Consider the following 24334-nt stretch of genomic DNA (forward strand, 5'->3'; position numbering starts at 1 on the left):
GTTGGGGGCGCCCTTCACCCTCGGCAGCCGACTGCGTGCACTCTTATGCCTCAAACGGCCATCTATCGAATGCTGAGCGCTGACGCAGGTTTAGCGTGCTGAGCATGAACACCATCTTTGCCGGCAACGCCGCCATGTGGCGCGCCCGGCACGCCGACGTCCGTTCCCATAGGCCGGTGCGCGCGATGCCCGCACCGGCTGTCAGGGTTACTTCGTGCAGGTCAGGCGCGAGTACTTCGGCGGCTCAAGCAGGATGCCTGGAGTCATGACCGTCGAGCAGTTGAACACACGGCCCTTGGCGGTCGTGGCTTTGAAGTTCAGTTCAGCGCCGCCCAGGAAGTCCTCCTTGCTCTTGGTGACCGGGCCCATGGTCAGCTCATCCGTAGAGGCCAAGCCAATCGCCTCTGCGGTGACTTTGTGTATCTGCAGTACGTTGGGGTTGGTGGTGCAGCCCGCCAGCAGGCTGGCCAGTGCAAGCAGGAGGAGGGCGGTTGAGGTCTTGGTCATCGTTGAGGCTCCTTGCGAGTGGCGGCGGCAGGAAAATTGCGCGCGTGCCGCCTGTGGGAATCATGAGGGAACAGGGATTTGCCCTACGGCGGCGGAGTCTAGGAGCGCGTAAAAGACCCCCACAATCACCTGGAGGAAATCGAGACGGAGGCTACGGTGGAGCGTGTTGGAGTTGACGGAAATCGAGCGGGAGAGGGTCAGGCCACCGAGGGAAAATCGAGGCTGAAGGGTGACGAAGGTGGGCATGGGGATATGCAGATCCTCCACGGCGATGGGGCTTTCGCAGGCATGCTCTAGCTGGGTAGAAAAATCCATCGCGAGGGTGTTAGTGACAGGCTGCCGGCTAGATGTCAAACCCGCAGGTACTTCCATCGTTCGCTGACCCATGACGGCATCACTTTTTATGGGGGAGGGTGTTCGCCTCGCTGGTTTCCCTGACCGCAAACATTAGGCAGCGCACCGCTTCACGATCCTGTTCCGACAAGCAACGGTAGTAGTGGACCAGGCGCTCTTCTTCTCGATTGAGTTGTCGGGACCGCAGGGCTGTACTGACGGCGGTACGCAATGAGGGAAAAAATGAGGTATTTAGCATGATCCAAGTTCTTCATGAGGTGAATGGAGACGTGGGCTTCTTGCCCAGAACAACTGAATACATAACGTTTATTTTAGAAAAGGGCTTGTCGTTTTTCGTGACTGTTGGGTATTTCAGATGGGGCCGTCGGAAGTGTTTGGAGAAAGTGTAGGAGCGATCTTTCAAAGGCGGTGGAAAACACGCGATAGGGGGGACGCTACCGCGGATCGGGTCCTATGCGGTGCCTGAGAGGTCCCAGTGCTGGCTTTCGATCAGGTAGTCACGAGCGGTTTTCATTAAATGATTCAGAGGCACAGACCGTCGACTACGTGCGCTCAGCGTCAAGTAACAATGGGCTGCCTCACCTTGCGACTTAACCCCGGTGTCTTGCCCGTAACACGTTTGAACGCGCGACTGAAAGCGGCCTGGGATGTATAGCCCAAGCGTTGTGCTACCTCTTCGATCGGCAGCCTTTCGAGGGTCAGCCACTGGCTTGCGAGCCGCATTCGCAGTTCGGTGACATAGCGCAGCGGCGTCATGCCAATCGTCACCTGGAAGCGATCCGCGAAGGCTGAGCGTGAGGTATTGCATTGCTCTGCCAATTGCGCAACGGTCCAGTCGCGGCCCGGTTGTTGATGGAGCGCGAGCAGTGCACCGGCCAAGCGTGGATCGCGCAAGGCGGCGACCAGGCCAGAGGCATTACCGCAGGCACACTCTACCCAACCGCGAACGACCATGGCGGCCACCACGTCGGCCAACCGCGCGAGGATACCGGCGAAGCCCACACGTGCGGCGCTGACCTCGCGTTCCATGGTGGTCAGGATAGGCACCAGTCCAGGGTAGCGCTGGCCGTCGGCATCAATCAACATCAGGCCCGGCATCAGTTTGCCGAGGCCATGGATGCTGCCCAGTTCAAACTCCATACAACCACTGAACAAAATGGTGCTCGGCGTTGGGCTGGCATCGGTTCCGGTGTGCACCGCGCTCACGGTGTCACCGAGGGGGGCGCCGTCTAGGCGGTCGATGTCCTGAACGGGTACGTCCGCATGGGAATACAGTTGATGGGCCGCGCCGTGGGAGATGAACACGGCGTTGCCGGCAGACAGCGCGTAGGTGGTGCCGTCCTCCATTCGCAGTACCGCATTGCCGACGGCCATGAAATGGAACCAGGCATGCCCAGGTTTTTCAGCGAAGCCCAAACCGAAACTCGGACTCGTTTGTATACGCCGGTATTCGACGCCACGCAGGCGCATACCGCGCAACAGTTCGTTGATGAGATCCGAGGAAAGAGCAAACTGTTCTGCAGACATTGTTCAGGTGTTTTAGTCAAAAATGAGAGATTTTGGATCATAGATCATCCAGATTCGCGCGCCTAGACTGCGGGTCGCAATGATGATTGGGAGATCCCTGTAATGACTGACTGTGTATGTGACGCCGTATCCAACCGCCATCCCGGCGCCTTCTCGGAGGCAGAGCCTGCGGCCCCCGCGTGGATGGCCGTCTTCTCACTGGCAATGGGAGTGTTCGGATTACTGACTGCGGAGTACCTTCCGGCCAGTTTGTTAACACTGATGGCGACTGATCTGGGCGTGTCCGAAGCGCTGGCTGGCCAGGCGGTAACGGTGACAGCAGTGGTAGCGTTGTTCGCCGGTTTGTTGGTGCCAGGCCTGACCCGCGGCATCGACCGACGTTGGGTGTTGCTGGGGTTTTCCACGTTGATGGTTGCCTCCAATCTGTTGGTCGCCGTTTCTTCCAGCTTCGCGGTGCTGCTGTTGATGCGCATCTTGCTGGGGATTGCCCTGGGCGGGTTCTGGAGCATGGCTGCGGCGGTGGCGATGCGCTTGGTGCCGAGTGCTTTGTTGCCTCGGGCGCTGTCGATCATTTTCAGTGGGATTGCCATCGGGACGGTCGTTGCCGTGCCACTGGGCAGCTATCTGGGCGGGCTATACGGCTGGCGCAGCGCGTTCTTTGCAGCGGCGGCGGTAGGCATGGTGACCCTGGCGTTTCAGTCATTGACTTTACCGCGCCTCGCGCCGCGCCGGCCGGCACGTCTGCGCACGGTTTTCGACGTGTTGCAGCGCCCAGGCATCGCCATGGGGATGTTCGGTTGTGTGCTGGTGCATAGCGGTCACTTCGCGATGTTCACCTACGTTCGGCCATTTCTTGAAGGTACTACCGGCATCGGCTCGCAAGGGCTGTCGCTGATGTTGCTGGGGTTCGGTGTGGCGAACTTCTTCGGCACGCTGTTGGCTGGCAGGCTGCTGGAGCACCGCCCGCTGGCCACTCTGGTGTTAATGCCTGCGCTGGTCGGGGTTGCAGCACTGGCGTTGGTGCTGTTGCCACCCTCGTTGCCGGGGCAGGCGGTACTGCTGGCAATCTGGGGCTTGGCCTTTGGCGGTGTGCCGGTGGCGTGGTCGAACTGGGTCGCCAGCGCGGTACCTGACCAGGCGGAAAGCGCCGGGGGTATGGTGGTGGCCTCTGTGCAGTCCGCCATCGCCATGGGCGCCGCCGCTGGCGGTGCAGTGTTCAGCCTCGGTGGCAGCGCGGGCGTATTTATAGCGGCGGCGGTGCTGATGTTGCTGGCTGCGTTGCTGATTGCGCTGCGTGTCCGGGTGCCTTCTGTCCATGTCGTCAATGCGGGGAGGGCTAGCGCTCAATAAAATGAGCACTATTGAATTTCTAGGTAACCCTTGACAGTCCCCCGTGACCCGCACTCAATCGACCCCGGGCATCCGAATCGAGGCCATCTGGCACGTCATCTGAAAAGGGACCAAGGGCATGGGCGTTTTCGATTACAAGGGCATGAAGGGCGACCCCGCCAAGGCGCTGCTGAGCAACGCCTTGGCTTTATCCGAGTACGCGTATGACTCCACCGGCCAACCCCTGGCAACCGGTGGCTGGGCGCCTATCGGTGCGCAGGCCCTGGGCGTGACGCAGCATGTGGACAAGCAAGGCACCTTCTGGGGCGAGACCGCCTTGGCCCCTTCGGCCAACGTCGAGATTCTGGGGCAGTACGATGGGCTTGGCAGGCTGATCGCCATGGGGATTGCCTTTCGTGGCACGTCCTTTGGCTTGACCTGGGATGGCGCGGGCGACGTGGCCAGCGACCTGGCGGCCGCAGCACTGCCTGGATACGCCGCCAATTACGCCAAGTTCGCCTTCAGCGCCTTGCTCGAAAACGTCGCTCGTTACGCCGCGAGCCAGGGCTTGAGCGGTAAGGATATCCTGGTCACCGGCCATAGCCTCGGCGCACTGGGCGCCAACAGCCTGGCGACCTTGAGCCACGATCACTGGGGCGGCTTTTATCAGGATGCCAACTACGTAACCTTTGCCTCACCCGCTCAACGCTCGGGTGATACCCCGGTGTTGAATATTGGCTATGAAAATGACCCGGTGTTCAAAGCCATTGATGGCAAAGGCATCAATACCTCGGCACTCTTCTGGGGCAACGACCGGGGCTGGGATGCGGCCGCCAACAACCTCGTCAGTTTTACCGATAATTACGCGTCGTTCTCGGCACATTTACCTAATAGTCTGAATTGGGGCGTGGCCAAGGCTCACTCCCTGGACGGTTACATCCAAGGTTTGGGGCGTATCGCGTCCTCCGAGTTCTACGACCTGACCAGCAAGGATTCGACCATCGTGGTCTCCAGCCTGACCGAGGCTGCGCGTGAAACCACCTGGGTACAAGACCTGAACCGTTACGCTGAAAAACACACTGGCAATACCTTCATCCTCGGCACCGAGGGCAACGACCTGCTCAAGGGCGGTGTCGGCAACGACTTCCTGGAAGGCGGCGCCGGTCATGATCGTTTTCGCGATGATGGCGGCTACAACATCCTGCTGGGCGGGCAGGGCGATAACGTCTTCGAACTGCACAAGCCACTGGCCAGCTTCGGCTTTGCCAACGATGGCGATGGCACGCTCTACATCAACGACGCCTATGGCGGCATCAGTATGACCCGCGATATCGGTGCATTGGTGAGCCAAGAGCAGTCCTACATCATGTGGAATTCAATCCCCTGGGGCACCCACGACGTCACCTATAACGTAACCGGCCAAGGCCTGCTGGCCGGCACAGCCTTGACGCCCTACACGGCCTCTGCCAACGGCGATGCGCAGGACAATGTCCTCACCGCTCATGCTGCGGGGGAATGGTTGTTCGGTCTGGGCGGCGACGATCATTTGATCGGTGGGCAGGGTAGTAATGTTTTCGTCGGCGGGGCAGGCAATGACCTGATGGTGTCGGGCGGGGGCAGCAACACTTTCCTGTTCAACGGCCTCTTTGGCAATGATCGGGTCGAGGGCTACCAGGCCAGCGATAAGCTGGTGTTCATGGGGATTCCTGACCTGGGCCAGCAATACGATTACCGTTCCCATGTCTCGATGTTCGAGGACAATGCGCTGTTGTCCTTTGGCGACAACTCGGTGACGTTGGTTGGCGTGAACATGACTCAACTCAATGGTGCAGGCATTTATATTTCCTGAATACCCACACAATGGGCTGTTGAACCTGTGGCGAGTGAGCTTGCTCCCGTGACGGCCCCTCAGCCGACACATACCTACCTGACGCCCCACGGACCAAAATGTGGGAGCTGGCTTGCCTGCGATGGCGGCTGTCAGACCGCCACGGGAGCAGCGGATATCTACCGCGGGTTTGTCATCGAGCTCAAACCCGCTACCTCATAGCCTCCGTTACTTGAGCGTAACGTCGAGCATCGGCGGGATGTAACCGTAGTCATACTCGGCGACCACGAACGTTTGCTGCCCTTTGATCTTGATGCCCACCGTCGGTGCTTCGGTGCCGCCGATACGGATCTGCGTGCCGGTGTTGTCGGTCGGTACGCTGTCGATGAAGGAGGTCACCAGGCCGTTGGGCATGACGCAGTGCGAGTAGGTCTGAAACGGTTGGGAGGACGGGTTGCCCAGTACCAGGCCAGAGCCGTTCAACGGCACATACGGGCCGAACAGCGAATCGGCGACGAATCCGTATACCCCGTCCGGGCCGGTTACACCGTCGGCGTAGGTGAAGGTGTGGCTGATGGTGAACAGGTAGTACTTGCCGTCCTGGAACACAAAGTGCGGGCGTTCGGTCTGGTCGTTGACGCCGACCGCGGTCAGCAGCGGTGGCAGCATTTCCCAGTCGTCACCGTCTTCGTCGCGGGCCACGGCGATCCCGACGCAGGCGGTCTGGAAGCGCGAGTTGCCGACTTCTTCATAGCCGGGTGGCACGTCGCCGATTTCGGCGTTACCGACCTTGTGCGAGCCGCGTTCGCCGGCCACGTTGCCTTCGAACAGCATGTACAGCTTGCCGTCTTTCGGGTCGCGAAACGGCCATGGATCGCGAAAGCCCCAGAAGGCGTTTTGCGCTTCGGTCTGGTACATCTTGCCGTCCGCCTCGAACAGCGGCTTGACCTTTTCGAAGCCCACCAGGCTGACGCCATGCTCGGTGGTCACCACGCGGCCACGCACCTTGACGATGGTCGCGCCGGGCGTGACGGCGGTGTAGTACAGGTCCACTTCGCCTTGTTCGTTCAGCAGGATCGGTGTGCCAGCCCATTCGCGCACGGTGGGTGAAACCCCTTCAGCCATCACTCGGCCGCCGAGCTTCCAGTCTTTGCCAGTGCGAGAAAACCAGTAGTACATCTTTGCCCGGCCATGGCGATCGTTCCAGTCGCGGATGACGTCGTAGTTGCCATTCTGATCGAGGTATTGCGGGTCGTTCGGGTGGCGATCCGCAGTGAGGGTGAAGATCACCGACCAGCCGTCAACGGAGGTGATGTTGCCGTCGATATCACGCAGCGGCATGGTGTCCCAGATAAAAACCTCGTCACTCAATACCGGGAAGTTCGCACTGACCAGTGGCTGGGTGGTGGTGGGGTCGTCCGCACGCACTTTAAGCGCATCGGCTCGGGTCCACAGGCTGGGTTGATGGGGTGTTTTTCCAAATTTCGAAGGGGTGTTTTTCATAGAAAACCTCGTCCATGTAGGGATTCAAGTCACTGTATTTATATACAGTGATTCGAATTTAAAAGACTCGGATCTGTGGGTCAAGGATAAAAATGCATTTATGCATTTTTTGAGTTTTTCATTCAGCTGATACGTTTCACCTTGTCCCGTTTACAGAAGTTATTCCATTGGCGTGGCGCAGTGATGGCCATGAGCGAGAGGGTGGTTAGTTCAAGCCACGCATGAACTGGTCACTGATCAGGTCAGCCAGCATCCGCACGGGTTCGGTAAGGCTTTGGCGAGAACGGTGTATGAGTCCGATATCCCGGTGAAAGGTGTGTATGCCCAGATCGAGTGCTCGAACACCCATAGGCCACTCCGGATCTCTGCACGTTTGCGGCACCAATGCGACGCCTACGCCCTTTTTGACTAATTGAAGGATGGCCTCCAGCTCATCCAGTTCGCACACCTCATGCAGCGTGAAATGCATCTGCCGCACAAAACGATCAACCTGCCTGCCGCCGAACGATGAGCGGTCATAGCGAATGAAAGGATGGCTGGACAGCAGTGCCGACCAGTCTTCACCGGGCACTTCGCATGGGACGATCAGCCGGTAGGGCTCCTGCGCCAGAGTCGTCCAGTGCAGGTCACTCTGGAGCGAGAAGGGCGGGCGAATGATGGTGGCCATGTCGATCTCGCCAGCGTCGACGAGGTTGACCAATTCCATCGACAGCCCTGGAATGACTCGCGTGCGACATTGCGGGCATTGCTGGTGAAACCTGGCCAGCGATTCGGGCAAATATGAGCGCTGCACCGACGCGATAGCGCCGATAGTCACCCGCTCGTGGGTGGGTTGTCCCATTGTCGAGGAGCCCAGGTTGTCGTAAAGATTGAGCAATTCCTGAGCTTGCAAGAGTACCTGGTGGCCCATTCTATTGAGATGCGCAGAGCGTCCCTTTCTGTCGAAAATTTCGACGCCCAGTTCAGCTTCGAGGCGCTGGATTTGCGCGCTCACAGCGGCCTGGGTCAGGCCGATTCTGTTGCCGGCAGCGGCAAAAGTGCCTTCCCGCGCAACAGCGATGAGTGTCTTGAGTTCTTTGATCATTCATAAATATTAATTGTGTTTCTAAGAAATATATATTGATTTTTATGTTGGGTTTTCCGTCCTACGATGTTTTCCATTCCCGCCAACGGCTGAGCCAAGCGAGGCAATGACGGGGGAATGTTCGCCAAACCCACAAAAAAAGCACTGGAGATCTGATGAGCCTCTCGCCATTCCACCTCGCAATACCTGTTTACGACTTGGCTTCAACACGGACCTTCTACGGTGAGGTTTTTGGTTTAGAAGAAGGGCGGTCCAGCACTCAATGGGTCGATTTCAATTTCTATGGTCATCAACTGGTGATTCACGAGCATCCCAAAACCGCCTCTCAAGAAAGTGTTCATAGCAATCCGGTCGATGGTCATGATGTTCCTGTTCCGCACTTCGGCATCATTCTGGGTTGGGAGCAATGGGAAGCGCTGGCCGAGCGACTGAAGTCGTTTGGTACCGAATTTGTGATCGAACCGTACATTCGTTTCAAAGGTCAGGTTGGCGAGCAAGCCACCATGTTCCTGTTTGATCCTTGCGGCAATGCTCTTGAATTCAAGGCGTTCAAGGATATGGGCCAGCTCTTCGCGAAATAAGAACACCCATGGCACAGCTGAGCTGTGCCATGGGGGCTCACGTGAGCTGCAAGCTCATGACTCTAGCAACTGCTGATAACGCAGACCTTTCATTCCAACAAGAAGGCTAGACATGAAACGTATTCCCTTGGTGTGGCAAATCGTTGCCGGGCTGTCGCTTGGCGTGCTTGTCGGTTGGTACTTCAATACCCATCCGCTCTATCAGGCATGGGTCAGCGTGCAGGTTCTGAAACCGCTTGGTGACATCTTTATCAAGATGATGAAGATGGTCGTTGTGCCAATCGTGTTCTGCTGCATGATTCTGGGCATTGCAGGTGGCCCAGACAGCAAGTCATTTGGCCGCATGGGTGTGCGCTCGCTCGGTTATTTCTTTGCGATTACCGCGCTGGCCGTCGTCATAGGCTTGTGTTTCGCAAATATCTTCGAACCGGGAACAGGTACCGATATTTCCGGTGTTTCGCACGGTGCCGCATCCATCACGCTGGAGCCGCCGAAAGGAGCGCTGGTAATATTGCAGAACATCGTGCCCGATAACGTATTGGCTGCGATGTCGGAGGGGAAGTTGCTGTCGGTGTTGTTTTTTGCCGTGCTGTTCGGCCTGGCATTGAACGCCTTGCCGAAAGAGAAAAACGCACCGGTCATCGCACTGCTTCAAAGTGTTTGCGATGCGATGTTCAAGGTTGTCTCCATGGTTATGGCTTATGCGCCTGTGGGTGTGTTCGGCATGATCGGCGCGACCGTGGCGACGTTTGGTTTCGCTTCCTTGTTGCCATTGCTCAAGTTGATTGGTGTTGTGTACCTGGCGCTGATTGTTTTCGCGTTGGTGGTACTTGGCGGTATCTGTTACTTGATAGGCGAAAACATTTTCAAGTTGATCCGGTACTTGCGCGATGAGTTGATGCTCGCATTCTCAAGTGCCGCCTCAGCCGCAGTGATGCCGCAGTTGATGACAAAAATGGAAAGTTACGGCGTGCCGCGTCGGATCGTCAGTTTCGTGGTGCCGGTGGGGTATGCGTTCAACCTCGATGGTGCGTCGATTTTTCTTGGGGTGGCGACGATCTTTGTCGCGCAACTCCATGGCATCGACCTGTCGTTATCCCAGCAGATCCTGTTGGTGGTGACCATGGTGCTGACTTCCAAGGGCGCAGCAGGGGTGCCAGGTTTCGCCATCATCATCTTGTCAGCGACATTGGCCTCAGCAGGTCTTCCACTGGAAGGCGTCGCGTTGATCGCTGGCATTTTCAGGATCATCGACAGTGGTACCACTACGTTGAACGTGTTGGGCAATGCCATTGCGCCGTTAGTCATCGCCAAGTGGGAAAAGGTCGAGCTCAGACCTTCAACGGATTATCCAGCCGCACGGGTCTAGTCGTTTGCAGGAGCAACGATAGGCGAGAACGCAGGAGGTCATTCGTCAGGTATTGCTAATGTTTTGTAGACGACCGGTCTAGTTTTGGATAGGCTCTCGTCATTATGAAAAAATCTAATCTGGACATGCGACAGCACATCATCGATGTAGCGAAGACACTGATGACCCACAAGGGCTATACCGCCGTCGGTCTTATGGAAGTATTGACGACGGCGGGCGTGCCCAAGGGCTCGTTTTATCACTACTTCCGCTCCAAGGAGGAGTTCGGCCAGGCACTACTGGAAGAGTATTTCCAAGAGTATATCGGTCGGGTAGACATCGTCATGGCAGCGCAAGGGACTGGCGCCGAGCGGCTGATTGGCTACCTGAGTTACTGGGCGAAGACACAGGCGTTCGATCATCCCGAGGAGAAATGCCTGGTGGTGAAACTCGGCGCAGAAGTGTGTGACCTCTCGGAGGACATGCGCAGCGTACTTGAAGAGGGCACCGCACTGATTATCCAGAGGATCACCCGGTGTGTTGAACAGGGGATGGCCGATGGCTCCATCACGTCGACCCAGAACGCCGAGACATTGGCTGAATCGTTGTATCAACTGTGGCTTGGGGCTTCACTGTTAGTGAAGGTGCGAAACACAACGGCTGCTTTCGAAACAGCGCTGAACACGAGTAAGCGCCTGCTGGCATAGGGGCGTTTTTTTTTACCACTTTACTAGACGACCGGTCTAATTTATCGAGAGGCTTTATGACCGATATCACCACGGATACCGACCTTTTTTCTCCCATGCATCTGGGGGCGCTGCAATTGGCTAACCGGATAGTCATGGCGCCCGTCACACGTAGCCGGATGGCCGACGACGGTGTGCCAAATGAAATGCACGCCACTTACTACGCTCAACGTGCCAGTGCCGGCTTGATCATTGCCGAAGCGACGAACATTTCTGCCCAAGGACGTGGCTATGCCATGACTCCGGGAATCTGGTCGCAAGAACAGGTGGCCGGCTGGAAAAAGGTCACCGACGCAGTGCACGCGGCGGGCGGCAAAATTGTCAGTCAGTTGTGGCACGTGGGGCGTTTTTCCAGTGTCGAGTTGCAACCCAACGGCGATGCCCCCGTAGCGCCTTCGGCGATCAAGGCTGAAGGTAGCACCTACACCGAAAATGGCTTTGTCGAGGTGTCGACGCCTCGTGCGCTGCAAACCTCGGAGATCCCAGGGATCATCGAGCAATACAAGCGGGCCGCCGAGAACGCCAAGCGAGCCGGTTTTGATGGCGTAGAAGTGCATTCGGCCAACAGCTATCTGCTCGATCAATTCCTGCGTGATTCCACGAACAAACGCACCGATCAATACGGTGGCTCCATTGAGAACCGGGTGCGACTGACCTTGGAAGTCACCGAAGCCGTGGTTTCGATATGGGGTAACGACCGTGTCGGTATTCGCCTTTCACCGGTGACCCCTGATGCCGGTAATACGCCTCCTGACAGCAATGTCATGGCGACTTATGGCTACCTGATCCAGCAGCTCAATCAATTGAACCTGGCGTACCTGCATTTTGTTGAAGGCGCCACGGCGACCTCCCGCACCGTGCCCGAAGGCGTGGACCTGGATGCACTGAGTGCCCAGTTTGAAGGGCCATTCATAGGCAATAACAACTATGACCTGGCGATGGCAATCGAACGCCGGGCGCAGGGCCGGATCGATGCGGTTGCATTTGGTCGCTTGTTCATTTCCAACCCCGACCTCGTCGAGCGTCTGCGTCGCGGTGTTGAGCTGACCATCGCTCCACGCGAGAGTTACTACGGCGGGGGTGCAAAAGGTTACATCGATTGGCCAACCGCTGACGCCTCAATAGCAAGGTCCCGCGCTAATTAAGGCGCAGGCGTCGCAATAGCATTCATTGCAAAAAGGTATTGAACATGAATTACCTGCAAAACAAGGTAGCCATCGTCACGGGCGCATCCTCAGGCATCGGCGCGGCAACCACCCGGGCGCTGGTAGCGCAAGGTGCACGCGTGGTTGCCGCCGCCCTTGATGAAGAGGCGTTGGAGTCTTTCGTCGCTGACCTGCGCGAGGCCGCAAGTGAGGTGGTCGCGTTTACTACTGATGTGACTCAACCGGATCAAACCCAGGCACTTGCCAGGTTTGCCCGTGAAACATACGGCGCCATCGACATTCTGGTGAACAACGCTGGCCTGATGCTTTTTTCCCGTTGGGTTGATCTGGCCGTGCAGGATTGGGAAAAGATGATCGATGTGAACATCAAGGGTTACCTCAACATGACGGCTGCAGTATTGCCGTTCATGTTGGAACAGAAGTCCGGGCAGATTCTCAATATGGACTCTGTTGCGGGGCATCAGGTAGGGCCGTCTGCGGGTGTCTACAGTGCGACCAAGTTTTTCGTCCAGGCCATGACCGAGTCCATGCGCAAAGAACTCGGCGTGCAGCACGGTATTCGCGTTAACACGATCAGCCCTGGCGTCATCAATACAGGGTGGGCGGACAAGGTCAGTGATCCGCAGGGACGCAAGGCTGCCCAGGCGCTGAACCGGATTGCAATTGGGCCTGACGATGTCGCCCGTGCAGTGATTTACGCGCTCAACCAGCCGGAAAACGTCACCGTCAATGACTTGATCATCTCGCCGACGCGCCAGGATTGGTAGCGGGCGGCGGTCATTGACTCATTCAGCAAGACCCCTCGGCTATGTCAGGCGAGCGGTGTGGCATCTCATCCCCCATGAAAGGAAAAACAAGCATGTCGAAGAATATCAAGGCAGTACCCACCCACGAGTACGACGCTGTCATCGCCACAGCCAATCAGTACGTGGAAGGTCTGCGTACCGGTAATGCTCAAAGCGTTGCACAAGCCTTCCATCAAGACGCAGTGATGTATGGGTTCACCAATGGCGAGTTGCTCGGCGGCCCGATCAACAAGCTGTTTGATTTCGTTGCGAAGAACGGCGGCGCCCCCCAAATCACCACTCGCCTTGACGTATTGGCAATTACGCCGAGCACCGCAGTAGTACGTGTCGATATGGAAAACGATGCGATTGGCGCCGATTACAACGACTACCTGACACTGATCAAAATTGAGGGTGTCTGGAAGGTGATTGCCAAGGTGTATCACCAGTTCGACGCGTAAGCATCAACCGATCCCGGCACCCCTGATGTCGGGATCGCCGGGCTGTCTATTCAAAGGGTCATACGATGCCAATGGTTGAATTCTCCGCTGTTTTGAACGCCGTGCACAACGCGCCTGGAGCGTGATGAAGAAGTTTGGTGAGATCCAGCAATGGCACCCTGCGATTGTCAAAAGCAGCGTCGAAGACGGCGAGTCCGATGGGGCTGTTGGGTGTCTGCTTGCTCAGTGGCGATGAGTCCAACGGTAGGCCCTTAAAAATAATGAACCCTGCCTGCGCCTGTGCACCCAAAGTTACATAACCTGGAGGTGCATCATGCAAACCACTTACTTCTGGATAGGCCTGGCAGTGATCCTCGTACTGCTTGATGCGTGGATCATCAACAGCATCTGGCGCAGCGATAACGCCTCGGCGAGCAAGGCAGGCTGGAGTGCGGTAGTCGTGGTCCTGCCGTTCCTGGGCGCCGCGATATGGGCGATTGCCGGCCCAAGGGGTGTCACCAAGGGGCCGTCTTCTCCCGAGCACAGCAAGGGCTGAGTCCGGGCTGCGCTATGAACAACCCAGACCCCGACGACTTACAGGGCCGCAACTACCCGGTACCGGAAGATATGGCCTTGCAGCGCAAGGTCTGGCGCTTTGAAAGGGTGGGTTGGTACGCGCTGCTGGTGCTGATGGGGCTGAGCCTGGCGGGCCTGTTTTCCAGCGGGCCGCTGAGCACCCGCCAAGTGCGCAGTGCCGATGGACAGTTGCGCGTGGAGTACCAACGCTTTTTGCGCAATGGCGCCTCCGATGGGCTGGTGGTTCATCTGCAAGGCAAGGCCCAAGAACCCCTGGAGGTCGAGTTGAGCGGTGAACTGCTGCGCGGCTTCAATATCGAGATGCTGCAGCCTCAGCCGCTCAAGGCCAGGGCGGCCGGGGAGGGTGTAAGCGTCTGGATGCTGAGTGACAGTGCTGGCCAGGCCGTGCTGTACCTGACCTTGCGCAGCGACACGGTGGGCAGCGTGGATACCCAGGTGTCGCGACCCACAGGGGCGTCCGTGCGCTTTTCTCAGTTTATTTACCCTTGACCGTCAGCCCCGACCCTAACGGCGTGAGCTGCACAGTTTTTCGATCAAGGAGATCAACGAATCATGGCCCACGGGCTTGCTGACATGCGCATTAAAGCCTGATTCAGTCGCCTTTTTCTGGTCATTGCCTGCGCCGTAGCCGGTCAATGCAATGGCGGGAGCCTGTCGAAGGTGGCCTACTTTACGCAGCTTCTGCATCAGCTCATGGCCATTCATTTTCGGCATGCCGATGTCCGAAATAATCACGTCGTACTGGGCATCCCGGGCTGTTTCAAGTGCGCTTAACGGGTCGCTGAAGGCGCTCACTTGGGCGCCTTCCATTTCCAGCAGCATGTTCAGCACCTCAAGGACTTCGGCTGAATCATCGACCAGTAACACCTTGAGGCCATTGAGGCGCTGATCTTCGTTCTGGGTAGCGCCGCTATCCAGCAGATGATCCTGCTGTTCGCACAGCGGCAACCAGATCGAAAAGGTGCAACCGAAGCCCAACCCTCGCGAATGCACGCTCACCGAACCGCCGTGGGCCTCCACCAGCTGCCGCACCAACGACAAGCCAATCCCCAGGCCTTCGCGCTGGTGAGTCTGGTGCTGGTTTTCCGCTTGCCCGAACAGGTCGAAGATTTCTTCCAGGCTTTCTTGGGCCAGGCCCGCGCCGCTGTCGATGACGTCCAGTTGCGCGCGCCCGTCCGAGCGGCTGACCACCAACTGCACCTGGCCGTCTTCGGGGGTGAATTTCAGGGCGTTGTTGACCAGGTTCCAGATCACTTGCTCGATGCGCGTCGGGTCTACGTCAACGATCAACGGGCCCGGCACCGAAGGGGTTTGAAGGCTGACCTGGCGACGATGACCGTCGGCAAGCACCACGCTATGAATGTCCTTGAGGGTGCGAATCAGGTCGATCGGTTGCTTTTTCAGCTTCAGCTTGCCCGTGCGAACCCGGGCGACATCCAGCAGGTCGTCAATGATCCGCGCCTGGCTGGACACCGCTTCGCAGATGGTATTGACCGCCTTGATGGCCGGGCCCGCGACCTTGGTGGCGGGCAAGCGCCGCAACAGTTCGGCGTTCAGCTGGATCAGGTTCAACGGATGCTTGAGTTCGTGGGACATCACCGCGAAGAACTCATCCTTGAGATGGCTGTTGGTCTGGGTTTCCTTCAAGCGCTGATTCTGTTCGTCCTGGGTGCGTTTGTGGCCGGTAAGGTCCCGGGCAATCTTGACGTAGCCGCGCAAACTATTGCTCTTGAGCTGGGTGACCTCGCCGCTGCAATAGAAGCGGCTGCCGTCCTTGCGCACATGCCAGCGTTCATCTTCGCCACGCCCATGTTCGCGGGCGGTGCGCAGTTCTTTCTCCGGCACGCCAGCGGTGCGGTCTTCCGGGGAGAAAATCAGATCGTAGTAAGCGCCCAGCACCTCGTCCTTGGTGTAGCCGAAGATCAGTTCGGCACCGGTGTTCCAGTCGGTGATGGCGCCATGGTCATCGAGGATGATGATGGCAAAGTCATGGGTGCTCTCGGCAACCAGACGCATGCGCTCCTCGCCCAGGCGCAGTTCCTCTTCGGCCTGACGCCGCTTGGTGATATCAATGAAGGTCAGCACGGTGCCATCAATGTGGTCTTCACTGGAGCGGTAAGGCAGCAACCGCGCAATGTACCAGCGGTCGTCGTTGCTGCTGATTTCCCGCTCGATCAAGCTCAGGGACTCAAACACGGTGGCGGCGTCTTCGGTCATTTGCGGGTAATTGAGGCGGTGGGTGATGTCCAGCAATGAGCGTCCGGTGTCCACCGGCAACATACTGAAAATATCCGTGGCCCGTGGCGTGAACCAACGGATGCGCATGTTGCGGTCGACGAAGACCGTGGCGATGTCGGTGGACGCGATCAGGTTGGTCAGGTAATCGTTGACCTTGTCCGTCTCTTCCACCTTGGTCTTGAGCTCGAAATTGACGGTCAGCAGTTCTTCATTGATCGACTGCAACTCTTCCTTGCTGGTTTCCAACTCCTCGGTGGCCGAGCGCAGTTCTTCGTTGACGGCCTGCATTTCTTCGTTGGAGGCCTTGAGTTCCTCGCTGGAGACTTCCGCCTGTTCGATGGTGTCCTGCAAGTGCAACTTGGTGCGTTGCAGCTCGCGCTCCAGGTTGCTCATGATCGCGTTTTCGGCCTGGGTGACCGTGTCGATGTCGGGCAGCAACGGGTCGACGGCGGTTTCCTGGAAGATCACCAGCACGTAGTCGTTTTCGGTCGCTTCATCGCGGTAGGGGCGGGCGCTGATGTCCACCAGGAAGGGGCCTTGCTCGCGTTGGATGCGGATCTTGCGCGAAGACACCGGGCTATTCGATTGCTGGACCTGAAACAAGGTGGTGCGGATATCGAGGCGTAAATCGGGATGCACCAACGTCAGCAGGTTGTGCGTCACCTCGCCGGCCACGTAGCGCAGGAATCGACCTGCGCCTTCGCTCATGTGCAGGATATCGGCCTGCATATTCACGATAACGCTGGGCGGCGCGGCTTTTTCCAGAGCGCGCAGATGGATGTCCGCGAACGAGACCTTGCTGGGCGCCTTGGTTTCAATCGCCAGCGTCGTGGCGCTCGGGCGCAGGTAGCCGCCTCGCGGCATGGTCGGGGCGCGACGCACGGCGGACGAGCCGGCACGCACCCTGAAAATGCGGTTGCGCTTGTCCACCGGTACAAACAGGTCCAGGCAGCCGTCGGCCGACTCCGAGGAGCCGAGAAACAGGTAACCTCCGGGGCGCAACGCGAAGTGGAACATTTGCAGGATGTCGCGTTGCACTTCGCGGTCCAGGTAGATCAACAGGTTGCGGCACACGATCAGGTCGATCTGCGAAAACGGTGGGTCGGCCAACAGGCTGTGCTTGGCGAACAGCACCTTTTCGCGAATTTCCTTGCGCACCCGGTAGTGCTGGTTCTTCTCCTTGGCAAAGTACTGGCGCAACCGTTGAGGCGGTACGTCGGTGATGATCGCTTCGGGGTACACGCCGTTGCGGCCATGGGTAATGGCCCGCTCATCTATATCGGTGGCAAACACCTGCATCTTTGCACCGCTGGCGTCCAGCGCCAGTTGCTCGGCCACCAGCATCGCCAGGCTGTAGGCCTCTTCGCCGGTGGAGCAACCCGCCGACCAGATGCGCACCTCCTCACGGTGCGGCACGCTGTCTTCCAGTGACTTCACCAGGTTGGGGATCACGTCCCGCTCAAGGGCTTCGAAGGCCTCGCGGTCGCGGAAGAAGTTGGTCACGCCAATCAGCATGTCGCCCAGCAACGCCTTGGTTTCGTCCGGGTTGGCCTGGAGGAAGTTGTAATAGGTGGCCAGGTCGGGTTGAGCCGTGACCTGCAAGCGCCGCTCGATACGACGCAACACCGTGGCGCGTTTGTAATGCTTGAAGTCATGCCCGGTACTGGCGCGCAACTGGATCAGAATATCCAGCAACAGCTGCTCGGCCACGGCGGCATCGCGTTCGGAGCTGGGTGGGATGGTCTTGATCTCAGGGTCGTTGGCGGTGGGCAGCACAATCGACTGGGCATTGCGCCACAGTTCCAGCAGCTTTTGCGGCATTTCCACCACCGGCAGCACCAGGTCGACCATCTGGGTTTCGATGGCCGCCAGCGGCATGCCATCGTACTCGGCGTCTTCCGGCGCCTGTACCAGGGTGATACCGCCTTGCTCTTTGATCCGCGACAGCCCTACCGCACCGTCTGAGCCGGTACCAGACAGGATCAGGCAAAACGCGCGTTCTTTATGGGTGTCTGCCAGGTCGCGAAAAAACAGGTCGATGGCAATGTGCGATCCACCTTCGCCCACGGCAGGCGAGACCGCCAGGTAACCATCGTTCATCTTCAAGAGCTGCGCCGGGGAGATGACGTACACGTGATTCTTTTCGATGGGCGTGGCGTCATTGACCTGCGACACCGGCATGCGGGTCGTTTCCTGGATGATCTTGTCTGCCACGCTTTGATGGTCGGGCGAAAGATGCAGGACCACCACGAAGGCCATGCCGCAGTCTTTGGGCATGTGCTCGAAGAACGCTTTCACGGCTTGCAGCCCGCCCGCCGAGGCACCGATACCCACCACCGGGAAATTCAAGTTACTGGGGGTCAGATCTTTGCGTTGCGGAACGTTGGGGGACCGCGGGGGGGCAGACTTCATAAATACCAACCTTGGATAACGGCGCACAGGAAGACGGGTGTAGGGGGAAGAATTTGAACAACGTGGGCGAGGGCTGAACCGACAGTGAAATATAGCTGAAAACCTGCTGCCAACAAAAAAAGCCTTGAAGCCACCCGGTCATTCGACGGACCACTTACTGCCGGTTGAGGCGCGCAACCTGCGGAAGGTTTAATCAAACTGACGAGTGGCCATCGCGGTTGCACGGTTATCCGATTTTCTGAAAATCCGTCTGAACTTCGCTTCCTGGCGAACCCTCGCAAAGAGAAACCCACCCAGGAGACGTTCTGATGAACAGCTATCCAAAACCACCCTTCAACGCCCAGCAACAGCCCGTACCCGGTGAGCAGCGCAAGATGGACCCGATGCCCGATTGCGGTGAGCAGTCGTACCAAGGCTCGGGCCGGCTCGCCAATAAAATCGCCTTGGTCACCGGGGCCGACAGCGGCATCGGACGGGCCGTGGCCATTGCCTTCGCACGTGAAGGCGCGGACGTGGCGGTGTCGTATCTGGATGAACATGAAGACGCCAAGGAGACCGCACGCTGGGTCGAGGCGGCGGGTCGTCAATGCCTGTTACTGCCCGGCGACCTGGGCGATGCGGCGCAGTGCACGGCCATCGTCAACGACACCGTGGAGAAGTTCGGCCGCATCGATGTGCTGGTCAACAACGCAGCGTTCCAGATGACCTATCAATCGCTGGAAGACATCCCCGACGAGGACTGGGTGAAAACCTTCAACGTCAACATCACCGCGATGTTTCGCATCTGCAAGGCCGCGCTGCCGCATATGGCCGAAGGCAGTTCGATCATCAACACCAGCTCGGTCAACTCCGATATGCCCAACCCCAGCCTGTTGCCCTATGCGGCCACCAAGGGCGCGATTGCCAACTTCACCGCCGGCCTGGCGCAGATGCTCGGCGAGCGGGGGATTCGCGTCAACAGCGTGGCACCCGGGCCTATCTGGACGCCGTTGATCGTCTCGACGATGACGCCGGACATGGTGAAAAACTTTGGCGGCAACACCCCATTGGGACGCCCAGGCCAGCCAGTGGAAGTGGCGCCGATCTATGTGCTGCTGGCGTCGGATGAAGGCAGCTACATCTCCGGCGAACGCTACGGCGTGACGGGTGGCAAGCCGATACTTTGATCAGTGATTGAGGAGGGCGGTATGAGCGAAGCCTCGAAGCACCACGAGCCGAATCCTTCTGAGCGCAAGGTGCGCCCGCCGGCGGCTAAGCGAAACGATAAATCGCAGGCACCGGCAGGCGGACAACAGGCAAAGGAGCAAGGCGGTGTTGCTCCCGGAGGGCCTTCGACAGACCCTGAGTCAGGGGCGTGAACGCGAGGGGATATACACTCGGCCTGACATCCTGATGGGTTGTCAGGCCGCTATCGCAGGCTGACGTTATTTGCGCTTGGAACGATGAATTCGCATCCACTCCCGATAGGCCACTGTACGCTGCGCATCCGCACGTTTCTTCGCCTCGGTAAACCGCGCCCACGTCTGCGCATCGCCGCTGTAGGACTCAATAATCTCGTACGCCAACGCGTCCAATCGATCCGCTTCGAAGAACATCTCGGCGTTTCGCGTGACCTCGTCGTCCCGCCTGTTTGTAGTTGTGTAACCAAGAGTCTGACTGTTCATCCTCTGAGGCCCTCCGCCCATTGAATCTGTGCCGCGCCACTCCAGCGCACCTGGGTAATGCCGTATTTCTCCGCCATCGGTTTGGACACACGCTTGAACGTGTGTTGCCCAAATTTGGGGATCACCGCCACACCAGCGTCACAACTGGCCCAATGCCAAGCCTCGGCATTGTCCATGCGCGGTGCGCGCACGATGAAGGACTTGGGCTCGCCATGCAGCTGGTACTCGATAGTGAATAGGTCGTTGTGTTTCATGAGGCCTCCTTGATACTCATGAACTACAGATATTTGACGTCAAAAATAATTCAAATAAGTTGTCCGACAATTCGATGACTGGGCGCAAGGCATGGATGAAGCCTAATCATCTACCGTAAAGGTGACCCATCCGGGCCCATCGGCCGGGCGTTGCAGCTCGGCGATGACACCGCTGACGGAGGATCCGTCGGGCAAATTGACGGTGATAAAGTTGGGATTGCCAGGCCAATCCATTGGCGTGTCAAAGTCCAGGCGCGCGATGGTCGGTTTACCGCTACTGGTCATTTGAATGTTTTTTGATTCGTTAAGGCGTTCATCTGAGGGTGTTCCAAGATGGCGCGAGGCAGTGATGACACTGGCAATACCTTGGTAGTCGTAAGACATGCTGGGTTACCTCATGTAAAGGGAACAACGAAGATCAAATGTGGGAGCGGGCTTGCTCGCGAAAGCGGTGGATCAGTCACATCAATGTTTAATGGACCGACGCCTTCGCGAGCAAGCCCGCTCCCACAGAGGAGTTGTGCTTGACTGGCTGCTATTCGGGGTTTGCCCCGTTTTCATTTGTGACGAGCCGAATATTTGCGCGCAACGACAACGCCGCCCACTAGCAGCGCTGCGCCTATTGCAACCATCCCATAGGGCGTACGGCGGGTTTGCCGCCAGCCGCCTTCGACACGACGTTCGCCGCTTGCCGGGGTGTAGAGGTTGCCCGTAGAGGTCGCGGCGCGCTGGCTGCGCTCCAGGCCGAGGCGGGTGAGCCAACCGGATAACCGGGCAAAGCCGGGCAGCAAAAAATGCGCGACGCGGGCCACGGTGGCAGCGCTGCCTACCGTGGTGCTGTCCCTCGGTTGCAGCGCACAGGCCACCATCGCTTGCGCGACTTTATGTGGGTCGTAGACCGGTGGCGGTGGCGTCAACTCGTGGCCGGTAAAATTGCCGCCATCGCGAAAGCCCGGTGTGTCCATCACGGCGGGATAGATGTCGCACACATGAATATCCGGGTAGTCAGTCAGCTCGCCGCGCAGTGCCTCAGTCAGGCCGCGCAGGCCGTATTTACTGGCCGAGTAGGCGACGGCATAGGGCTGGGCTACCCAACTGCCCAGCGACAAGGTGTTGATCAGAGTGCCGCGGTGCTGGGCTTTGAAATAGGGCCACGCCACGTGGGCGCCGCGCAGGTACCCGAGCAGGTCGGTTTGCAGCACCTGTTCGTGGGCTTCCAGGGGCGTGTCCTCGAAACTGCCGACGGCGCCTACTCCGGCATTGTTGATCCAGATATCGATGCGGCCATTGCCGAAGGCCGCCGCTTGTTCGGCAAGGGCGCGCATCTGGTCGCCCTGGGTTACATCGGTTTTAACGGCGATGGCCTCGGCGCCACGCGCAGCGCATTCCTCGACGACCTCTCCCAAGGCCTTTTCATCTCGGGCCGCCAATACCAAGCGGGTACTTTGCTCGGCAAAGGCGTGAGCAGCCGCGCGACCAATGCCACTGGAGGCGCCGGTGATCACCACGGTCTTGCCGTGCAGTTTCCCCTTGGCCTGCATGACGCCAGGCGAATCCTCGGGCACGTGGACGGGCACCGGGTGCAGTTGCAAGCGGGTACCGTCAGTCAGTACCAGGGTCAGGTTCTCGAGGGTGCCAGCGACGCGGTCGGGAAATACCGGTTCGCCTGTGGCGTCGAGCTCATCATAGATAAACGTCTGGCCCTCAAGCCATCCGACTGCTGTCATCAGTTCAGGGCCCAGGTAGTACTTTCCGTCCAGGAAAAACCCGCTGAAGTTCGGTGTGCGCTCCAGGTTTTCCACGGCGTATCGCTCGCCAGGCCTCATTCCGGTTGCGGTATCAATCATCATGACATCCTCCTTTGGCTGGTCTTGGGGTAGAGAAGGGCCCGCAAATGATCGTTCAATCCAAATGACTGAATGGCGGTGTCAATGTTGATGGGCCTTGAGGGTCGGGTCGGCGATCTGGATAACCGTGCCCTGGCGCCACGCGTCCGCGCCGGGTGCGATGGGCGGCGCGGGGATATCGGCACGCGTCTTTTTCTTGTCGGCACTGTCGATGCCCAGTCGTTTATCTCGTTCGGCGACCATACGCGGGTCAGCCTGGCCGTCTGCGGTAAACCCCATCATCAACTGAGGCACGCCTAACGGCAGGCGTTTATCCAGATCGGTATGCCAGGTGTGCCAGGTCTTGCCGTAGGTGTGCACCAGCTTCTCCATCAGCGCATGTTCCGCCGCCTCAGGAATGCCCGGCGCGACCAGTTGCCCTGACTTCACTTCATGCACATGGCTATGCCACAACGCCTTTTCAGGCGCGGGCAGCGTGTTGAACTGCGCCTCGCTGATGATGTACTCCACGCCCATCAACTTGGCATCCTTGCGGTTGCCGTCGTAGATCACACACTGGATGACCTCCTCGTTGAGGATTGCGCAGTAGTGATGGGCTTCCATTTGCACATCGGGATGGCCGTTGTAGAAGTGAAAACCGTCCAGGTAGGCGTTCAGGGCATCAATCGGTGGGCGTGATTGCAGCAGGGCGGCGCCGGCTTCCAGCGTTCGGGTCGAAGGCGTTGTCGGCTTCCCAGGTGCCTCGACATTCGAAGGTGAGTTGTTGCCAGCGCAGGCGCTGAGCAGGGACAGCGCAACTGCGGCGGATAGGGATTTTGTCACTCGATGGGTTGAGGTGTCAGTCATGGTCGGCTGCCTCCTGTTGCCGGTGTGGTCACATTCGATGATCTGCGTCAGGGCTGATCCTGTTCTCGTTGGAAAGACGCGCGTACAGGGCGTTCAAAATGCTTTGAGTTGAACACTCACTCATTCATCAGGTCGTTTTTTATAGAGGCGCTGACAGCGCAATTGCTTACCTGCCAGTGAGGTGTTCATCCCATGCACAAGACTGAAAATCGAGCGTCGACGCTGCTTACCCAATTGCTCCGGGCACGCGGGCCGGGCGGTCAGGAAGACGAGGTGCGCGCCATTTGCCTGGAAAGCCTGACGCCGTTGTGCGATGAGGCCTGGGTCGATCGGGCGGGTAATGTGGTGGGTTTGATCAAGGGCAAGCACAACGATGCCGAGCCTGCCGGTGCGGTTAAAGTCATGGCACATATGGATGAAATCGCCATGGTGGTTAAACGCGTCGAGGCGGATGGCACGTTGCGGGTGACGGCGCTGGGTGGGGCCAACCCGGTCAACTTTGGCGTGTGCCCGGTGGATATCCTGGGGGACGCACGCATCCTTCCTGGCGTGCTGTCCTTTGGCTCGATGCACGCCACCAGTAATACGGCACAAGGGGCTGATGTGCTCTCGGGCGATGTGCACTGGAACGACGTTCATGTGATCACGCGATGCACTGCCCAGGCATTGTGCGAGTACGGCATTCGGCCCGGAAGCCGTGTGGTGCTGAGCCGTCATTGGCGTGAGCCCTTCCAAGTGGGCGATGCCATTGCCGCGCATTTTCTGGATGACCGCGCCCCGATTGCTGCCGTTCTGCATACAGCCCAGCTGCTGGCTTCGCGCCGGGAGGCGTTGGCCAGGGATGTCTATCTGGTATTCACCACGCTCGAAGAGGAGTGCAATGCCGGGGCAATGTATGCCGCGTCGACGCTACCCGGCGACACCACCATCGCGGTGGAGGTGGGGCCGGTCATGCAGGAATACGGCACGCGCCTGGCCGTCGACCCGATCATCAATACGGGGGACCAGAAAGGCTATTACACCCGGGCGGTGGTCAACGACCTGGCGGCTGCCGCAGAGCGCTGCGGCTACAGCCCCCAATATGCGCTGTTGGTGGATTTCGCTTCGGATGCCAGTGCGGTCATGAGTAACGGGACCTGCGCCCGCGCCGGCTGCCTGGCCATTCCAACGGAAAATACCCATGGTTATGAATTGATTCTGGATGGGGCGTTGCAGGCCTGTGCCGCGACATTGGCCGAGTACCTTGCAGCCTGATAGACGGTGCAAGGTACGCTGACC

Annotated in this window: 22 protein-coding genes; 12 read left to right on the forward strand and 10 right to left on the reverse strand. The window is 58.5% G+C overall.

Going from position 1 to position 24334, the window contains the following annotated elements; translation table 11 throughout:
* Positions 1–207 precede the first annotated feature (207 nt).
* Positions 208–507 carry a hypothetical protein gene (locus AC4PS6_RS06610; RefSeq protein ID WP_014718001.1) on the reverse strand — a complete coding sequence of 100 codons (300 nt, stop codon included), beginning with the start codon at positions 505–507 and terminating at the stop codon, positions 208–210.
* 912 nt (positions 508–1419) lie between these two features.
* Complete coding sequence (locus AC4PS6_RS06615; protein WP_336827258.1) at positions 1420–2388, reverse strand: AraC family transcriptional regulator; 969 nt, start codon at positions 2386–2388, stop codon at positions 1420–1422.
* Between the two features lie 102 nt (positions 2389–2490).
* On the opposite strand from AC4PS6_RS06615, the gene AC4PS6_RS06620 reads away from it, so the two are divergent.
* A complete protein-coding gene (locus AC4PS6_RS06620) occupies positions 2491–3738 on the forward strand; it encodes an MFS transporter (RefSeq protein WP_032905026.1) in 1248 nt (415 codons plus the stop codon).
* A gap of 118 nt (positions 3739–3856) precedes the next feature.
* A complete protein-coding gene (locus AC4PS6_RS06625; protein WP_038449729.1) occupies positions 3857–5566 on the forward strand; it encodes a polyurethane esterase in 1710 nt (569 codons plus the stop codon).
* A 207-nt stretch (positions 5567–5773) separates the two neighbouring features.
* Here the strand turns inward: AC4PS6_RS06625 and AC4PS6_RS06630 are convergent, their stop codons facing one another.
* Positions 5774–7048, reverse strand: a complete 1275-nt coding sequence (locus tag AC4PS6_RS06630) for a glycoside hydrolase family 68 protein (protein WP_069868370.1) — start codon at positions 7046–7048, stop codon at positions 5774–5776.
* 205 nt (positions 7049–7253) lie between these two features.
* The gene (locus AC4PS6_RS06635) at positions 7254–8132 is read right to left on the reverse strand and encodes a LysR family transcriptional regulator (protein ID WP_014718006.1); all 879 of its coding nucleotides are present in this window, start codon (positions 8130–8132) and stop codon (positions 7254–7256) included.
* Positions 8133–8287: 155 nt separating this feature from the next.
* On the opposite strand from AC4PS6_RS06635, the gene AC4PS6_RS06640 reads away from it, so the two are divergent.
* The 8 genes from AC4PS6_RS06640 (at position 8288) to AC4PS6_RS06675 (ending at position 14284) form a co-directional block, all read left to right on the forward strand.
* The gene (locus AC4PS6_RS06640; protein ID WP_014718007.1) at positions 8288–8713 is read left to right on the forward strand and encodes a VOC family protein; all 426 of its coding nucleotides are present in this window, start codon (positions 8288–8290) and stop codon (positions 8711–8713) included.
* Positions 8714–8825: 112 nt separating this feature from the next.
* Positions 8826–10082, forward strand: a complete 1257-nt coding sequence (locus AC4PS6_RS06645) for a cation:dicarboxylate symporter family transporter (protein ID WP_014718008.1) — start codon at positions 8826–8828, stop codon at positions 10080–10082.
* Positions 10083–10186: 104 nt separating this feature from the next.
* Positions 10187–10768 carry a TetR/AcrR family transcriptional regulator gene (locus AC4PS6_RS06650; protein ID WP_020303201.1) on the forward strand — a complete coding sequence of 194 codons (582 nt, stop codon included), beginning with the start codon at positions 10187–10189 and terminating at the stop codon, positions 10766–10768.
* 56 nt (positions 10769–10824) lie between these two features.
* Entirely contained in the window at positions 10825–11952 is a 1128-nt protein-coding gene (locus tag AC4PS6_RS06655; protein ID WP_073453992.1) for an alkene reductase, read from the forward strand.
* Positions 11953–11996: 44 nt separating this feature from the next.
* Positions 11997–12740 (forward strand): SDR family oxidoreductase, encoded by a 744-nt coding sequence (locus AC4PS6_RS06660; RefSeq protein WP_073453994.1) that lies wholly within the window; start codon positions 11997–11999, stop codon positions 12738–12740.
* Between the two features lie 92 nt (positions 12741–12832).
* A complete protein-coding gene (locus AC4PS6_RS06665; protein ID WP_014718012.1) occupies positions 12833–13219 on the forward strand; it encodes a nuclear transport factor 2 family protein in 387 nt (128 codons plus the stop codon).
* 313 nt (positions 13220–13532) lie between these two features.
* Complete coding sequence (locus AC4PS6_RS06670; RefSeq protein WP_003190416.1) at positions 13533–13754, forward strand: PLDc N-terminal domain-containing protein; 222 nt, start codon at positions 13533–13535, stop codon at positions 13752–13754.
* 14 nt (positions 13755–13768) lie between these two features.
* Positions 13769–14284, forward strand: a complete 516-nt coding sequence (locus AC4PS6_RS06675; protein ID WP_336827259.1) for a hypothetical protein — start codon at positions 13769–13771, stop codon at positions 14282–14284.
* Between the two features lie 15 nt (positions 14285–14299).
* On the opposite strand, the gene AC4PS6_RS06680 is transcribed toward AC4PS6_RS06675, so the two are convergent.
* The gene (locus AC4PS6_RS06680) at positions 14300–18445 is read right to left on the reverse strand and encodes a CheR family methyltransferase (protein WP_492180756.1); all 4146 of its coding nucleotides are present in this window, start codon (positions 18443–18445) and stop codon (positions 14300–14302) included.
* Between the two features lie 308 nt (positions 18446–18753).
* Between AC4PS6_RS06680 and AC4PS6_RS06685 the strand changes: the two genes are divergently transcribed.
* The gene (locus tag AC4PS6_RS06685; RefSeq protein ID WP_014718015.1) at positions 18754–19611 is read left to right on the forward strand and encodes an SDR family oxidoreductase; all 858 of its coding nucleotides are present in this window, start codon (positions 18754–18756) and stop codon (positions 19609–19611) included.
* Positions 19612–19869: 258 nt separating this feature from the next.
* Here AC4PS6_RS06685 and AC4PS6_RS06690 read toward each other — a convergent pair whose 3' ends face one another.
* The 5 genes from AC4PS6_RS06690 to AC4PS6_RS06710 form a co-directional block, all read right to left on the reverse strand.
* Positions 19870–20109, reverse strand: a complete 240-nt coding sequence (locus AC4PS6_RS06690) for a hypothetical protein (RefSeq protein WP_019821471.1) — start codon at positions 20107–20109, stop codon at positions 19870–19872.
* Entirely contained in the window at positions 20106–20363 is a 258-nt protein-coding gene (locus tag AC4PS6_RS06695) for a DUF6555 family protein (RefSeq protein WP_003190423.1), read from the reverse strand. The genes AC4PS6_RS06690 and AC4PS6_RS06695 overlap by 4 nt, the downstream gene beginning before the upstream one ends.
* A 102-nt stretch (positions 20364–20465) precedes the next feature.
* Positions 20466–20747, reverse strand: a complete 282-nt coding sequence (locus tag AC4PS6_RS06700) for a hypothetical protein (RefSeq protein ID WP_020303208.1) — start codon at positions 20745–20747, stop codon at positions 20466–20468.
* A gap of 173 nt (positions 20748–20920) precedes the next feature.
* On the reverse strand, positions 20921–22210 hold the full coding sequence (locus AC4PS6_RS06705) for an SDR family oxidoreductase (protein ID WP_032903514.1): 1290 nt from the start codon (positions 22208–22210) through the stop codon (positions 20921–20923).
* Between the two features lie 81 nt (positions 22211–22291).
* The gene (locus AC4PS6_RS06710; protein ID WP_492180757.1) at positions 22292–23056 is read right to left on the reverse strand and encodes an OBAP family protein; all 765 of its coding nucleotides are present in this window, start codon (positions 23054–23056) and stop codon (positions 22292–22294) included.
* Positions 23057–23248: 192 nt separating this feature from the next.
* Here AC4PS6_RS06710 and AC4PS6_RS06715 point away from each other — a divergent pair, with 192 nt between their 5' ends.
* Entirely contained in the window at positions 23249–24310 is a 1062-nt protein-coding gene (locus tag AC4PS6_RS06715) for a M28 family peptidase (RefSeq protein ID WP_103451827.1), read from the forward strand.
* The last annotated feature ends 24 nt before the right edge of the window (positions 24311–24334 follow it).

Source organism: Pseudomonas sp. DW-iso17 (assembly GCF_058725345.1).